This is a genomic window from Paenibacillus sp. GM1FR (assembly GCF_002803315.1).
Lineage (GTDB): Bacteria > Bacillota > Bacilli > Paenibacillales > Paenibacillaceae > Paenibacillus > Paenibacillus amylolyticus.
This window is the reverse complement of the sequence record NZ_MKZL01000054.1, coordinates 21,897-37,423: the sequence shown is the minus strand read 5'-3', so window position 1 is coordinate 37,423 and position 15,527 is coordinate 21,897. Positions and strand designations below refer to the sequence as shown.

At 46.6% G+C, this 15,527-nt stretch carries 12 protein-coding genes; 5 read left to right on the top strand and 7 right to left on the bottom strand.

Features of this window, described 5'->3' with window-relative positions:
* Positions 1-21 precede the first annotated feature (21 nt).
* From PAEAM_RS24410 to hemE, 5 genes are all read right to left on the bottom strand, one after another.
* A complete protein-coding gene (locus PAEAM_RS24410; RefSeq protein ID WP_047842367.1) occupies positions 22-774 on the bottom strand; it encodes a glycerophosphodiester phosphodiesterase in 753 nt (250 codons plus the stop codon).
* Positions 775-798: 24 nt separating this feature from the next.
* Entirely contained in the window at positions 799-2,220 is a 1,422-nt protein-coding gene (locus tag PAEAM_RS24405) for a CapA family protein (RefSeq protein ID WP_100529291.1), read from the bottom strand.
* Between the two features lie 185 nt (positions 2,221-2,405).
* Entirely contained in the window at positions 2,406-3,830 is a 1,425-nt protein-coding gene (hemY, locus tag PAEAM_RS24400) for a protoporphyrinogen oxidase (RefSeq protein ID WP_100529290.1), read from the bottom strand.
* Positions 3,830-4,780 carry a ferrochelatase gene (gene hemH, locus PAEAM_RS24395; RefSeq protein WP_100529289.1) on the bottom strand — a complete coding sequence of 317 codons (951 nt, stop codon included), beginning with the start codon at positions 4,778-4,780 and terminating at the stop codon, positions 3,830-3,832. Before hemH ends, hemY begins: the two co-directional genes overlap by 1 nt.
* Complete coding sequence (gene hemE, locus PAEAM_RS24390) at positions 4,773-5,837, bottom strand: uroporphyrinogen decarboxylase (protein WP_036609707.1); 1,065 nt, start codon at positions 5,835-5,837, stop codon at positions 4,773-4,775. Before hemE ends, hemH begins: the two co-directional genes overlap by 8 nt.
* Before the next feature lie 204 nt (positions 5,838-6,041).
* Here hemE and PAEAM_RS24385 point away from each other — a divergent pair, with 204 nt between their 5' ends.
* Positions 6,042-7,253: an MFS transporter gene (locus PAEAM_RS24385; RefSeq protein ID WP_036670103.1), complete on the top strand. Its 1,212-nt coding sequence runs from the start codon at positions 6,042-6,044 to the stop codon at positions 7,251-7,253.
* A 105-nt stretch (positions 7,254-7,358) separates the two neighbouring features.
* On the opposite strand, the gene PAEAM_RS24380 is transcribed toward PAEAM_RS24385, so the two are convergent.
* Positions 7,359-8,561, bottom strand: coding sequence for a cytochrome P450 (locus PAEAM_RS24380; RefSeq protein ID WP_100529288.1), 1,203 nt, complete (start codon positions 8,559-8,561; stop codon positions 7,359-7,361).
* A 486-nt stretch (positions 8,562-9,047) separates the two neighbouring features.
* Here PAEAM_RS24380 and PAEAM_RS24375 point away from each other — a divergent pair, with 486 nt between their 5' ends.
* Positions 9,048-10,259, top strand: a complete 1,212-nt coding sequence (locus PAEAM_RS24375; protein ID WP_100529287.1) for an asparaginase — start codon at positions 9,048-9,050, stop codon at positions 10,257-10,259.
* 520 nt (positions 10,260-10,779) lie between these two features.
* On the opposite strand, the gene PAEAM_RS24370 is transcribed toward PAEAM_RS24375, so the two are convergent.
* Positions 10,780-11,412 carry an O-methyltransferase gene (locus tag PAEAM_RS24370; protein WP_036670998.1) on the bottom strand — a complete coding sequence of 211 codons (633 nt, stop codon included), beginning with the start codon at positions 11,410-11,412 and terminating at the stop codon, positions 10,780-10,782.
* A 239-nt stretch (positions 11,413-11,651) separates the two neighbouring features.
* On the opposite strand from PAEAM_RS24370, the gene PAEAM_RS24365 reads away from it, so the two are divergent.
* The 3 genes from PAEAM_RS24365 (at position 11,652) to PAEAM_RS24355 (ending at position 15,525) form a co-directional block, all read left to right on the top strand.
* Positions 11,652-12,806 (top strand): THUMP domain-containing class I SAM-dependent RNA methyltransferase, encoded by a 1,155-nt coding sequence (locus PAEAM_RS24365; RefSeq protein ID WP_076249918.1) that lies wholly within the window; start codon positions 11,652-11,654, stop codon positions 12,804-12,806.
* Between the two features lie 213 nt (positions 12,807-13,019).
* The gene (locus PAEAM_RS24360) at positions 13,020-15,020 is read left to right on the top strand and encodes an LTA synthase family protein (RefSeq protein WP_100529286.1); all 2,001 of its coding nucleotides are present in this window, start codon (positions 13,020-13,022) and stop codon (positions 15,018-15,020) included.
* 76 nt (positions 15,021-15,096) lie between these two features.
* Positions 15,097-15,525, top strand: a complete 429-nt coding sequence (locus tag PAEAM_RS24355) for a cytidine deaminase (protein WP_100529285.1) — start codon at positions 15,097-15,099, stop codon at positions 15,523-15,525.
* Positions 15,526-15,527: the final 2 nt, after the last annotated feature.

Below are 15,527 nucleotides of genomic sequence, written 5' to 3'. Positions count from 1 at the left end.
TCATTAGTGCATATAGTAAAGTTAAGGTCTGAAAAATCGGCTGCTCGTCTCCTGAAATGCCAGCTCCCATACGTCAGGACGGTTCGTACATAACATGAGTTCTGGATCAACCGCCGCCAGTTTCTTCATAATGGTCTTGTCATCCACTGTCCAAGCCATCACCCGAATGCCTGCACTCCGCATCTCGTTCATTAAGGATTTGTCTACATTGGTGTATCCAATCGAGAGGAATGTACAATTCATCTGCCGCAGGGCGGTTAACAGATCGCCTGGTCGTGCATCGATAATCAGCCCTGTCTGGATCTCCGGTGCAAGTTTCTTCACTTCGATCAGAGCGGCTGGTTCAAATGAGGTGATCACAACATCATTTTGCATATGTCTTTTTCTCACTTCATGTATAACAGCCGCAGGCAGACCCGGGTACATGTCTCCCTGCGTTTTCAGTTCAATGTTCAAACGTACTCTGCCGCACGAGCGATCTAACAATTCACTCAGCGCCGGAATCCGTTCGCCTTTGTAAGACTTGTTTTTCCATGCTCCGGCATCCAGACGTTGCAGATCAGCCCAATCAGTTTCCCGAACCAGACCCTTGCCATTTGTCGTGCGATCCACTGTAAAATCATGAATGACCACTGGTACACCATCACGCGACAACTGCACATCCAGCTCCATCCACTGAACTTCAGGCCGCTCCATGGCCATCAGGAATGCAGCCATCGTATTCTCTGGTGCAATAGAAGAAAATCCACGGTGTGCTACACAAAGGTTGTTCATTCGATTCCCTCCTCAAAAAGGTTTTTAATTAGGCGAAGCGACTCCATTCCCATCATATCGAATACCCGGGGAGAGCTTTGCCATCTGTTCCAACAGCAGTTTGTTCGCCTCATCAATCATTGGAATGGCCTGACCTAGCCCGGCCTCATAAGGGATAACTTTCATGCTGCAAGCTGCATCTTGACTACAGCGAGCCTGAAATACCGCCGTTTTCCAAGTCTCTTCGGTTGTTGATCTGGAGAAAATGAAATTTCCCGTACTGTATGCAATCCACTTCCCCTTATAGTACTCCAACCCTTGCAACACATGAGGATGACCACCTATGACCAGATCAGCGCCAGCATCTACAAACTCATGAGCCAATCGGGTCTGGTCACTATTCGGAGTACTTACACGTTCTTCTCCCCAATGTGCAACCACGATCACCAGATCAGCCTTCTTACGGGCCTCCTGGATCGCTTTGACTGCTCCTGTAGAATCATAGGCTTCAGCCACGCCAGCCCGATTGCCTTCCGCCTTCCAACTCGTTTCCGGTACAACTCGGGAGAACCCAAGCAATGCAATCTTCATGCCTTTGCGTTCCAGATATGCTGGTGCATAGGCCTCATCCCTGTTCATACCTGCCCCGGTGTGAGCTATGCCATATTCCTTGAGATAAGTTAACGTATCCACCAAGCCCTCTACGCCCTGATCCAAAATATGATTGTTAGCCAAATTGACAGCATCAAAACCCGCAGAGGCCATTGCCGCCAATGCTTTGGGCGAAGATTTGTACACATAGGTTTTGTCAGCTGCACTGGTACCACCATGAGTTATTGGTGTCTCCAGGTTACCGATGGTAAGATCATCATCCTTGAATAATCTGCCGAGTTTGGCAAAGGGATAATCATAACCGTTCTTATCCAGCAGTTCAGCAACTTTGCCCGAGAATTGAATATCACCAACAAAGTTAATCGTGACATCCTTCGCTGAATTGGAAGGTTTCGACGTCCCTGATTGCTGATCCGCACCTGCATTTCCCTTTGTGCCGGACGGTGTCGAATCTGCCGTAGGTTTTTTCGTTCCGGATTCTACTTTCTCACTATTGGTATTGCTTGAAGTGTCAGGTGTCGCTACTCCAGATGTCTTATCTGCATCCGCTGTTGTCTCTTCATCCGTAGCTTGGGGTTCTTCTTCCGAAGTCTCATCAGATTCCGAGTCTGGAGAAGTTACTTGATCGCCGCCTTTGGCATCGTCTCCAATGGAAGGCTGATCCTGATCGACGATTTCTTGTTTCACCGGCTGGTCTGCCTGTTGCTGACGTGTATTAATGACATAAAAAATGCCCACCAGACCAATTGCAATGATCAATACAATATTAACTGTCCAGATGATTGTGATTGTATTGCGGGTGCGTTTACTACCTTTTTTCTTCTTTACACTTCGCTCTGATCTTGGGGGATACATAAGCAACTCCTCTTCTTCTTCACAGCCATACATACCATTATATCAGGCATATTCTGGATTTCCATCATTCCTTGGAACTGTATCGATTGAAAGGGTATGAACTCAGTTAGCTTCCAGATCTTCACATAAAAAAAGCCATCTCTCCAGTAGATAATTCTACGTTTGAGACAGCTCTCTTGCTGTACTTAATCTGCTGCAAGCTCTTGTGTAGCCTGAACAGACATTTCCTTCGCTTGTCTGATGCAATCAGGCAAACCTACGCCCTCATAACCTGCACCTGCAATGTACACACCCGGTAATTTGCTGCCAAGCTCCTCACGGAGGGCAGCAATATGTTGGAGGTGTCCCACCGGATACTGTGGCATGGATTTACGTAGCCTTGTAATCTCGGAAAAGATCGGCACTGCTTCAATACCCATCGTCTCTCTTAGATCCTTGAGAACGAGATTCGTCAGCGCTTCATCCGGAAGCTCTACGTTCTGTTCGTCACCGGAGCGACCAACATAACAGCGAAGCAGCACCTTATCATCCGGGCTCGTATGCAGCCATTTCGTCGATGTCCACGTGCAAGCCGTAATATTACGGCCCTCTTTCCGCGGAACGAGGAAACCCGATCCGTCGAATACATGCTCCACCTCTTTTTTCTCAAAAGCGAGCACTACATTGGCTACAGACACATAGTTAATCGCATCCAGTGCCGCTGTATCGACGTGAGGCTTCAGCAGCTCCGACGCAACATATGTTGGCACAGTAACCACTACATCATCCGCTTCTAGCTGTTCACCATTCTCCAGTTCAACACGGTATCTGGTCTCCGCTTCGTCAAGACGTTGCAACGACTTCACTGCGGTGTTCAGACGTTGATCCACATCCTGCAGTTCATGTACGAGGGCGTGAACAAGGCTCTGAAGTCCCTGGCGAAAGTTCAAAAAAGCGCTCCGTTTTGTTCCGGTATGCGTCTCAGCCGGTTTGCGCCCCGTCATCATGCCCCGGATCAAGCTGCCGTAATCGCGTTCTACTTCTCCGAACTGCGGGAAAGTAGCCTGGAGGCTCAATCGCCGCATATCACCTGCATAGATTCCTGCGAGCAGTGGTTCCGTCAAGTTCTCCAGCACTTCTGCTCCAAGACGACGTTCAATCATATAACCGAGCGATTCATCCTCTGTTGTACGACGCGGCGGGATGACAAAATCCATCAACGCCCGCAGTTTGCCTGCCGGAGAGACCAGACCACTTCTCAAGAATGGTCTTAGTTCTGTCGGAATACCGAGAACAAGTCCTGCTGGCATAGGATGGAGCTTGCCACGCTGCATGATATACGTTTTCTTCGACTCCGGATTCTGACTGACCAATTCATGATCAATCTCCAATTCTTTGGCAAGATCAATCATTGCTGTTTTGCGAGCCAGGAAAGAATCGGGCCCTTTTTCAATCACAAATCCATCCCGGTGCAGTGTCTCAATCATGCCTCCCATGGACGAGCTTTTCTCGACCAAAGTAATCACGGGCTCAACTCCTGCTTCCCGGTAATGCTTGCGGATATAAAATGCCGCGCTGAGGCCGGTAAGGCCACCGCCGACAACAACAACACGGCGTTTCTTATCACCCATTACTCATCCGACCCTTGCTGCCATTGGCTTATAATAACGTCGCTTAACGTCTCCATGTATAGAGGATCGCTATTGAGAGAATCAATACGCATCAGGCGCATATCGATCTCTTTGGCAATCGATTTGGCCTCAATATCAAGATCATAGAGCACTTCGAGATGATCCGAGACAAACCCGATTGGTGCCACAAGCACATCCTCTACCTGTTCACGAGAAAGCTCCTGTAACGTATCCAGAATATCCGGTCCAAGCCAAGGCTCAGCTGTTCGTCCGGCACTCTGCCACGTAAATTGCCAATTGGTTATGCCTACACGTGATGCAATCACTTCCGAAGTCTCCAGCAATTGTTGCGGGTATGGATCACCCATCTCCACAATACGCGCCGGCAGACTGTGCGCACTAAACAACACCTTCACATCTCCGCGTTTTGCTCCAGCTTCTTCGAACGCATCCAACTTGGCACTGACACGTGTGGACAACGCCTGAATTAACTTCGGATGCAGATGATAACTCTCAATAAAGGACATATGAACGCCCAGCTCTTCTGCTTTTTCACGCGCACGTTTGATATAACTGCCTACACTCATCGTGGAAAAATGAGGAGCCAGTACAATACCAATCGCTGTCTGAATTCCATCCTTCGCCATCTGCTCCACGCCATCCTCAATAAACGGATAGGCATGCTTCAGTCCTTGATAACAACGGAATTCCATCTCAGTGCCACGCTCATCGCGGTTTAATGTCTCTTGAAGGGCCTTGACCTGATTGTCTGTGTTCTCCCGAAGTGGGAAAACACCGCCAACAATGGCTTCATAACGATCCGTCAGTTCTTTCAATTGCTCTGGTTCAGGCGGACGTCCTCTGCGGATATGTGTGTAATACGCTTCAACACTCTCCATATTTTCCGGTGTGCCATACGACATCACCAGTACACCTACAGTATTAGTCATTGGTTACCGTCACCCCACTCTTCATTGCTTCGGCAGAATATTCATGAATATACGCCGTTAGTTCTCTGAGCTTTTCTAGCGATGCTTCAGGAAATAATCCGTGTCCGAGGTTGAATATATAACCCGGCTCCTTGATTCCTTCGTCAATAATCACTTTGGCTTGCTCTTTAATCAGTTCCATCGGGGCAGTCAGCAAATATGGGTCCAGGTTACCCTGTACTGCAAATTTGCCGCCAAGACGTTGACGCCCTTCCGAAATGGATACTCTCCAGTCCAGTCCAATCACATCGGCTTGCAAATTATGCAGTGCTGGCAACAACTCACCGGATGCAACACCAGGGAAATAAATCTTCGGTACATTCAAATCCGATAATTCGGTAAAGATACGGGTAATCGTAGGCAACACATATGTTCTGAAGTCTTTGGGAGAAAGTGCTCCAACCCAGCTGTCAAACAACTGGAATGCCTTACCGCCATTCGCAATATGCGCACGGACATATGTAATAACCATATCACCAAGCTTCTGCATCAACTTGTGCCACACCTCAGGCTCGCTGTACATCATCGTTTTGGTGCGGATATAACCTTTCGAAGGTCGTCCTTCAATCAGATAACTCGCAATCGTGAATGGTGCGCCCGCAAACGTAATCAGAGGCACATCAAGCTCCTTATCCAGAATTCGAATGGTTTCCAGAATATGTGACAGATCTCCTTCTACGTCGATGGGACGCAGCCGATCCACATCTGCAGCGGACCGAATAGGATTATCGATAACTGGACCAATATTTTTTACAATGTCAAAATCAATGCCCAGAGAGGCAACCGGATTCATAATATCGGAATACAAAATAGCCGCATCTACACCAAGTTTGCGTACCGGCATGAGTGTAACTTCAGCCGCCAGCTCGGGTTGTTTGCAGATTTCTAGCAAGGAGTACTTTTCTTTAATTTTGCGATATTCAGGATCGTAACGTCCAGCTTGACGCATGTACCATACCGGGACACGGTCTACCTGTTGTTTAAAACTTGCCCGAATCAGTCGATCATTATAGCTCATGTAAGAAGCCTCCAATAGTTTTTGGACTCATAATTACCATTATGCCCTTTTTAAACAGCCGTAACAACCACATGCAGATGCGTTCTACGTGACAATACTATGACATTCCTTACACCCATCCCTCATATGCCAATTATGTTATAATGAAAGAATGGTGTTTTTTTGAGAATTACAGAAATATCTTTGAAAGGAAGTGAAAGCACTTTGAAAACGTGGAAAGTAAACCTCATTGTGCTTTGGTTCGGACAATTTTTGGTCAATTCGGGCATGACCATGATTACCCCATTTTTGTCTCTTTATCTCGCAAGAGATCTGGGCGTTGTTGGCGAACATGAAATTGGCATTTGGGCGGGATTTATTTTTGCAGCCAATTTCCTCACCTCATTTTTGTTCCAACCGCTCTGGGGCAAGTTATCGGACAAGTATGGCCGTAAAGTTATGCTGCTGCGGTCGGGATTCGGGATGGCCATCGTAATTGCCCTTATGGGTCTGGCACAGAATCCTTGGCAGCTTCTCTTATTGCGTTTGCTTAACGGTACCATCTCCGGTTTCAATCCTGCAGCTGTTGCACTGATATCGGGTACCACTCCGAAAGACCGCATGGGTTTTGCCATGGGAATCAGTCAGTCCGGGCAGGTTGCCGGCACCATCCTGGGCCCACTCATTGGTGGCTTGTTAGCGGATGCGGTAGGCTTCCGCCCCATTTTCTACATTACAGGTGGACTGATCTTTGTTGCTTCCATGCTCGCCATGTTCCTGGTGAGAGAGAAGTTTGACCGTCAAGAAGCAGCAAAACTACCGGCACAATCCGTATTATCCGGTCTGAAGGAATTGAACAAGTCACCTCAACTGCCCGCACTGTTTGCTGTGACGTTTCTGTTGCAGTTTGCGATGATTAGCCCCATGTCACTCTTGCCGCTGTATGTGCAAAAATTGCATGCTTCGGATGTAAATGTGGCCTTCTGGGCAGGACTTGTCGGTGCAGTTACGGGACTATCCAATATGGCCATGTCTCCGATTCTCGGGAAGCTGAGTGACCGGATTGGTCCTCACAAGGTGCTGACGTTCTCTCTCATAGGAACAGGACTCATGCTTATTCCGCAGGCATTTGTTCAGACCGTGTGGCAGCTCATTCTTGTTCGTTTCATGATGGGTGTGTTCATGGGTGGCTTGCTTCCGAGCGTTAATGCCCTGATCCGTTCCTATACATCCGATAGTATGATCAGCCGTGCATTCAGTTTTAATACGAGTACTCTGGCGCTGGGCAACATGCTTGGAGCGATCATCGGAGGATTTATGGCAGGATTCATCGGGATCGAAGGTTTGTTTATCGTATCTGGCGGACTGCTGCTGCTTAATATGGTTTGGGTCCGATTCAAATTGTATAACAAACCTGCTTCTATTCGGGAATCCTGATTCCCTATCATTTCTTAATGAGTCCATCTTACTGTTTCATTTGAAAAAGCCGCTTCCAGCGCCTAATTGGCCTGAGAGCGGCTTTTGTCATTCATGCGCCATTCATCATTTATTTATTAGATTGAATTCTATCGGATAATGTTTCACACCAAACACAAAAGCACTTTGTATCGGTTGCAGAGCCGTTCCAGGCACAAGTTGAATGTTTCCCATGTGCTGAAGCAATGTATGAAGAACTATCCTTGCCTCCAATCGAGCGAGTGGTGCACCCAAACAAAAATGAATGCCAAAACCAAAGCCCATATGCCTGTTAGGTTTGCGATCAGAGATGAAGTCTTCCGGGTTTTCAAATTGGGCACTGTCCCGATTGGCTGCTCCAACCCAGGAAATCACCTGCTCTCCAGCTTGAATCGTCTGACCATTCAACTCTACAGTTTCCTTGGCGACCCGCCCAATCGCCACAATTGGCGGATAATATCTCAACGTCTCTTCAATCGCAGAAGTAATCCGCTCAGGATGTTCGCGCATCTCCTGTTGTAGCTCGGGTTGTTCAGACAGAATACGAACCGCATTGGTAATCAGGTTGGTTGTTGTTTCATTACCGGCAGCAAGTAAGAGAATACAGAAGCCTACCACTTCATCTGAAGTCAATTGCTGACCATCAATCTCCGCAGCAAGCAGTAATGAGATCAGATCATCTTTTGGCTGCAACCGACGTTCTTCCATAATGCCAGTGAAATAGATATGCAACTCCTGCATATTTCTTTTTTTCTCCTCCAATAACTCCTGGAAGGCCTGCTCACTATCATCACGCGCGCCTTTCACCAATACATCAGACCAGTCTTTGAACTTTTGACGATCCGTCGCAGGGACTCCGATCAATTCCGCAATGACAATGACGGGCAATGGTGTTGCAAGGTCATCGATAAGTTCCATATGTCCTTCTGACAGGTGTGGAGCAATTAACTCATCTGTGATTTCCTGAATACGCGGAGCCAATGCTTCAATTGCCTTGGGTGTAAACGCCTGGTTCACCAGATCACGCAGCTGTTTGTGTTTGGGAGGGTCTGTCGTCAACATGCTCGTATTGGCACGATCACGTGCAGAAGAGAATAGTTTCGGATTTTTCAGAACATACTTCACATCTTCATAACCAAAAACATCCCAACATTCTCGATGCTCATCATAGCGGACTGGAGTGTTATCACGAAGTTCTGCATACACCTTGAAGGGAGATAACCTCTCTTCCAAAGTCTCCAGTTCCCGAATCGGAATGTAATTTGCATACTTTCTCGGTGCCTGTTTCATCGTTTCTCCTCCAATCAATATTATATATTTATTTACATATGGTGATCACCCCTATTATAAACATAACTCTATTACGAAACCACTCTTTAGACCGTAATTGATCCCCATTACCTAATATGCGTTACTATCATCCTCTCATTCTGTTACCTACTTCTGATATGAGTCCCAATTCGACATTCTTTTATTGAAATTCTTCATTTTATCAGGACAAAAGACTCATTATGTAATGTTAACTAACATTAAAAGGGTTTATTTTCCTTCAAAATTACTAAAACCAGCTCTTATATATCTCTAGCAAAATGAATATTCTTTCGTAATTCCTCATAAATAATCATTTTACTCTCATTATCTACGAATGTAATCGATTACTCTACCATTATCTATGCTTGTCATATTATTTAACATGAAATACAATCAATTTGAAATGGTATACATATTCTTCTTAACAAACTTAACATCACACTTACTTGAAGGAGAGTGCTATTCATGAGTAAAACATCCAATCTTCGTCCCTGGGCCGTATGGAGTACCGCAGCTTTAACAGCATTGACCATCTCGTTGTCCCCCATTGGAACCTACGCCGCGCACGCAGCTACGGTAGAGGTGAAAGGCACAACAGGTGCTGTTCAGACAGCAACTACTACTCCAGCTCGCAATACTTCCATCCCTGCAATACCAGACTCTTCCAAACAATCTGCACTTCCTAATGTATTGGTGATCGGAACTGGCGGAACGATTGCTGGTCAATCCGAGGATGCCACCAGCTTCCAGAATTACAAGGCAGGCACACTTCCCATTGGAGAGATGGTAGATGCCTTACCGGATAAACAGAAGATTGCTGATGTTAGCACACTCCAATTCGGAAACTCAGGTTCAGGTTCCTATAGCATGACCGACCTCTATGACTTGTCGCAGACGGTAGACAAAGCTCTGGCAATGTATGACAGTGTTGTCGTTACCACGGGTACAGATACAATGGAAGAAATCGCTTATTTCCTCGATATGACTGTTCAGAGTGACAAACCTGTCGTGATCACAGGCTCCATGCGTCCATGGACCGTCATCGGTTCTGACGCTCAAGCCAATCTGTACAACGCCATCAAACTTGCAGGTAGTGGTCGTACCACTTCATTTGGCACAGTACTCATGTTGAATGACACAATTCAGCTTGCTCGCGGTGTAACCAAGACAAATGATTATCGGACAGATACGTTTGAAACGCCGATGCTCGGAGCTGTAGGATATATTGATGAAGAAAACATTCGAATCTACCGTGCTCCTGCACGTGCCTTGAAACCTGAAGGCACAGCAAAGCCCGTATTTGATCTAAGTAAAATCACAAAGGCAGATCTGGCCAAAGTAGAAATTGCGATCTCATATCAAGAAGCTGGCGGCGGAGCCATTGAAGGATTCGTGAGCAGCGGTGCCAAAGGAATCGTGACTTCCGGTACCGGAGCTGGAGGTATCTCCAGAGCTATGGGACAAGCTCGTACCAAAGCCATTGAAGAAGGTGTCATCTTTGTGACCACCACTCGGACGGGTTCAGGAAGTGTATATGGCGGTGGCAAAGGTATCATTGCAGGCGACAACCTGAGTCCACAACAAGCTCGTGTATTATTGATGCTGGGCCTGTCCTTCAGTGATGATTTTGACACCATCAAAAAATGGTTTGAAACGTACGGAACACCTGAAGTATAAATAGAACTACTATAACGATATCTGTAAACACAAAGAAAGAGACGATACTCCCTGTGATTCAAGGTGTGTCGTCTCTTCTTTGTGTGTTTTCAGATTTTATGATTATTTTTTTAGTTAAATAAAACCTGAACAGATAAACAACAAAGAAAACTAGGGTTGCAATAAGTACAATATAAACTGGCAGTATTAAAAAGGGCGTGTATACGTTAAGAAAATGAAATACGAAACCTGAGATCAGAAGCAAAGAAAGAAAAATAAATAAAGGTCTCAATTCAACACCTCCATATATAGAAATTTATAACTTCTTATATACAATGTTACCATAAATTTGCCTGAAAGTTAGTTATGATCTCTTCTTCGCTAAAAATTCAATTCATTTTAAGATAATCCTCAATAAAAACTCATTCTCAACAATCAATATTTTTTACACTAAAAAAACTCCGATGGAACACGCCCCTCACAAACACAAAAGCGTGAGATCGTGCTCCATCGGAGTTTTATCTTTAGGAAATTTTCCCTTTCACTTCACCCAGGCAAGTACCAGCCCATCGTAATCCGGCAACATGGTCGTCACCAGACGCGGGTCACTTGCCATCTGTTCATTGAAACGACGAACAGCAAGCACGGCCGGGCCCTGCTTGTCCGGATTCAGTGTACGACCACGCAGGAAACAGTTATCACCAACAATAACAGCACCTGGCCGAGCCAGCTTGATGGCATAATCGAGATATACCGGATAATTCTCCTTATCTGCATCAATAAAGAAGAAATCAAATGTTCGACCTTCCTGCTCCAATTGCTCCAGGCTGTCTGCCGCCGGGCCAATGCGGTACTCCACCTTTTCGCCAAAACCGCCTTCCTCCAGATGACCACGCGCCATTGCCGCATATTCCTCTTTCAGTTCCAGCGAAGTCAGGGTTCCATTCTCACGCAAACCACGCGCAATGCAGATCCCACTGTAACCGCCCAGCACGCCGATTTCGAGCGCAGCTTCTGCTTTGGATGTCTTCGCTAGAAACGTGAGCAATCGTCCATATGCCGCCGCAACCGAAACTTCCGGCATACCGTTCGAACGGATGGCCTCTTTCACTTTCAGCAAAAGCTCATCCTCTTGAAATAATTGATTTACATATTCATCAGGGGTCAGATTCACCACTAAAATCCTCCTCGGACACTTGGACTGCTTTCCATATGGATGCCAATGTTCTATAATAAATGTTTGTTATCAACACAGGCGGTTGACTGGTGCATCACCTTGAAAGAGGAGTGCATACGTTCACCGCATTTCTCATTGTAAGTTTTTTCACGGAAAGCGGCAAGGCCGCACCGTCACTATACAGCAGAGAGAAGGATTTCCCTTCTCCAGCTTGAAATGGAGTTGAAATGAATCACATGGCTCAATTGCAATTGATTGCAACCTCGGCGATGGGACTCGAGGCTGTTGTTGCCCGGGAACTGAAACAACTGGGGTATGAAGATGTTACGATCGACAATGGCCGGGTTTTCTTCACAGGAGATTATATTGATATTTGCCGTTGTAACCTGTGGCTGAGAAGTTCGGATCGTGTATTGGTGAAAATGGGTGAATTCCCTGCCACGACTTTTGACGAATTGTTTGAAGGCACCAAAGCGTTGCCTTGGGAAGAGTGGATTCCTGCCGACGGCGAATTCCCTGTAGAGGGTCGTTCTCAAAAATCCCAGTTAAGCAGTGTGCCTGCATCACAAGGGATCGTGAAAAAAGCAATCGTAGAGAAACTGAAGCTGACTTATGACACAGAGTGGTTCCCAGAGGATGGATCTCGTTATGTGATTGAGGTCATTCTGCTGAACGATCGCGCCCTGCTTACTTTAGATACAACGGGACCAGGTCTGCATAAACGGGGTTATCGTAAACTCGTCACCGAAGCGCCACTGAAAGAAACGCTTGCTGCAGCTCTTATTCAGCTCAGTCGCTGGAATGTATCCCGTCCATTTTATGATCCATGCTGTGGATCAGGCACAATGCTAATTGAAGCCGCTATGATCGGCTGGAACATTGCACCAGGACTTCGTAGGACCTTCAACTCTGAGGACTGGGCTGTCATTCCTGAAGAATTGTGGGAACAGGCGCGCGAAGAAGCATTTGATGCTGTTCGTGACGATATCCCATTACAGATTTCAGGTAGCGATATTGATCCTGAAGCGATTGAAGTTGCTATGGCAGCGATCAAAAGTGCTGGGTTCGCCAAAGATATTGAAGTCAGCGTCCTGCCCGCTCATCGCGCAAGACCACAGGGTGAATATGGTGTCATCATTACCAATCCCCCATATGGTGAACGTTTGAGTGAAGAAAAAGAAGTTCAGAAGTTGCTCCGCTCATTAGGGCGCAGTTACCTCGATATGCCAACATGGTCCTTTTTTGCAATCACGTCAACCAAAGCTTTTGAGGAGTATTTCGGTCATAAGGCAGACAAACGTCGCAAGTTGTTCAACGGACGAATTGAAACCCAGTACTATCAGTATTTGGGCCCACTGCCCCCGCGAAATAAAACACCACAATCTTCATAATTGTTCCGAATCTAAAGTGCTCCTGCCATCCATGGCCGGAGCGCTTTTTTTGTGCGCTTTTCTGGTCATATGAATTCACCGACTTCGGTCTTCGCTTCCGCAGAAATCAATTCTCCTGAGGCATAGTTGAAAACACATGAGGCCACGCTATAATGGATGGAGCCCTATTTTACATTCCGATTACAATACAACGAAAGCAAGGGGGACATACATATGGTTGTCACTCGGCCTACGCGCAGCTCCATGCCACGCGGGCTTCTGAATCATCCACTAACGTTATATCTTATTTTTCTTGTGCTCATGCTGCTCAAACTCATGTGGCTCCATCACAATCTGCACGCCTATAACATTACGATGGGACTGTTGGATAAAGTCATTGCTATTGGATCACTTCTGCTCCTCTCCTTCTGGACCTGGTGGCTACCACGTAGAGGCATGATCGTGTCTCTCGCCGTGCTTAACCTGATGCTTACCGCACTAATCTATGCCGATATGGTGTATTATCGCTATTTCCAGGATTTCTTGACCATCCCGGTATTGTTGCAGGCCAGACAAGTTGACGCATTGGGTGACAGTATTGCTACATTGATCTACACAAGCGATCTCTGGTTCTTTGCTGATTGGCTTGTCGTCATTCCATTCGCAGCTATCGTACTGTTCAGCAGACGTTACCGTTCGAAGCACTCCAGTGCGTCTGTTCAAGGTTATGGGAGTTATTCGTACAACGATGGCAAGGCGCGGATGCGCCGCCGTCTCACGGCTGGCAGCATTGCCCTTGTGCTGGGACTGGGTCTCGCAGTCGGCCCGATTTATTTTTACAGCAAAACATGGGCCAAGGGCCTGTTCGATAACAACTGGTGGAATGTATCCATGTACAATGTGACCGGACTTCTCGCTTTTCACGGTTATGATCTGTACAACTATGCCAAAGACCACATTGGCTCCGGGCCGCAGGCTGAACCCGCAGATGTTGAACAAGCAAAGGCATTCTTCGCTGAAAGGCAAGGAGCTGAACCGCAGAACGATGCCTTGTTCGGCAAATATAAAGACAGCAATGTGATCATTGTTCAGGGTGAGGCTTTTATGAACTTCATGATTGGCCAGAGCATTGGCGGTCAGGAGATCACACCGCATTTTAATGAACTGATGAAGGAAAGTCAGTATTATAGTCACTTTTACCACCAGACAGGTCAGGGCAGAACGTCAGATGCCGATTTTGGCGCAAATATTTCCCTACATCCACTTCCGGTTGGTTCAGCGTTTGTACGCTATGCAGACCATACGTATGATTCCCTTCCTTCCATTCTGAAGGATAACGGGTACAGCACCAACGTATTTCATGCTTATGAGAGTGGCTTCTGGAATCGGTATACGATGTATCAGAATATGAAGTACGACAAGTTTTATAGTAAAAATGATTTTGCACAGGATGACCCGCTTGGTTGGTCCCTGTCTGACGAATCCTTTTTCCGCCAATCCGTTGAGAAAATGAGTAGTGAGGTGACCGAACCGTTCTATTCCTTCCTCATTACACTCAGCAGTCACCATCCATACGCCTTGCCTAAAGAGAAACAGCAACTGGATGTAGGCGAGTTCCAGGGGACCATGTTTGGTAACTATCTGCAATCCGTTCATTACGTGGATTCAGCACTCGGTAAGATGGTGGAAGATCTGAAAAATCGGGGATTATGGGAAAATACCATTTTTATGTTCTACGGAGACCACGACAACTCAATTAAGGAACAATCACAATACGAACAGTTCCTGGGACGTTCGCTGAACGAACTGGATATGACACAGATCATGAACGAGGTTCCCCTGCTCGTGCATTTACCGGACGGAGCAGCTGCCGGAACCATCAACGAACCTTCGGGACAACTAGACATCACGCCTTCCGTACTGCATTTGCTAGGCTTATCCGACCAGTCCTATTATCACATGGGTAACGACGTATATGACGGGTCTGGGCGTACGGTGGTGCTGCGTAATGGCACATTCTCGGATGGTTCTGTATTCTATATTCCATCGGATGATTATATCTATGAGAGCGGTGCTTGTTATGACCTGTCCACACGCGACAAAACGGACATCAATGCTTGCCGCCCCGGTCATGATGAAGCAACCAAGCGATTACATGTCTCGGACACCGTAATTACCTATGATTTGATTCAGCGCTTTCGAGAGGAAGACAGTGGAGCAGCAACGTCGCAATGAGCAATATCGTAATGACAAGCTAAACAAATACACGAAATGAATTGAACTGGATTTAAAAAAGGGGAACTCTCATTACATGACATCAAATACAGGACCATTTAATATTGAACAACAATTGTTCGACGCAGCCGCAAAATTTGTGAAGCAACGTTATCCTCAGGGATGGGGCGGTGCGGGTGCCGTCTATACCGAAGCTGGCTCCCTGCTGATTAGTGTAGCTCCAGAGGTCATCAACGATGCCACGCATCTATGTATGGAAACAGGAGCTTATCTGGAAGCCCACAAATTGAACGAACGCGTCACCCACTCCCTCTGTATCGCTCGTGATGACGAGCATTCAGAATTCAAGGTCCTTACACCTTGCGGCGTGTGCCAGGAACGATTATTTTACTGGGGTGAAGAAGTCAAAGCTGCCATATATGATCCTTCTGGCCAACTGGTCTTCAAGAGACTGGATGAGATTCAACCTTACCATTGGTCCAAAGCATATCGGGATAAAAAGTAATC

Coding starts and splice junctions, on each gene's coding strand:
- hemY (WP_100529290.1), bottom strand. CDS start 3,830: ATGGGTGATAAGAAACGCCGTGTTGTTGTTGTCGGCGGTGGCCTTACC.
- PAEAM_RS24380 (WP_100529288.1), bottom strand. CDS start 8,561: ATGAAACAGGCACCGAGAAAGTATGCAAATTACATTCCGATTCGGGAA.
- PAEAM_RS24360 (WP_100529286.1), top strand. CDS start 13,020: ATGGTTGTCACTCGGCCTACGCGCAGCTCCATGCCACGCGGGCTTCTG.
- PAEAM_RS24355 (WP_100529285.1), top strand. CDS start 15,097: ATGACATCAAATACAGGACCATTTAATATTGAACAACAATTGTTCGAC.
- PAEAM_RS24375 (WP_100529287.1), top strand. CDS start 9,048: ATGAGTAAAACATCCAATCTTCGTCCCTGGGCCGTATGGAGTACCGCA.
- PAEAM_RS24405 (WP_100529291.1), bottom strand. CDS start 2,220: ATGTATCCCCCAAGATCAGAGCGAAGTGTAAAGAAGAAAAAAGGTAGT.
- hemE (WP_036609707.1), bottom strand. CDS start 5,837: ATGAGCTATAATGATCGACTGATTCGGGCAAGTTTTAAACAACAGGTA.
- PAEAM_RS24410 (WP_047842367.1), bottom strand. CDS start 774: ATGAACAACCTTTGTGTAGCACACCGTGGATTTTCTTCTATTGCACCA.
- PAEAM_RS24365 (WP_076249918.1), top strand. CDS start 11,652: ATGGCTCAATTGCAATTGATTGCAACCTCGGCGATGGGACTCGAGGCT.
- hemH (WP_100529289.1), bottom strand. CDS start 4,780: ATGACTAATACTGTAGGTGTACTGGTGATGTCGTATGGCACACCGGAA.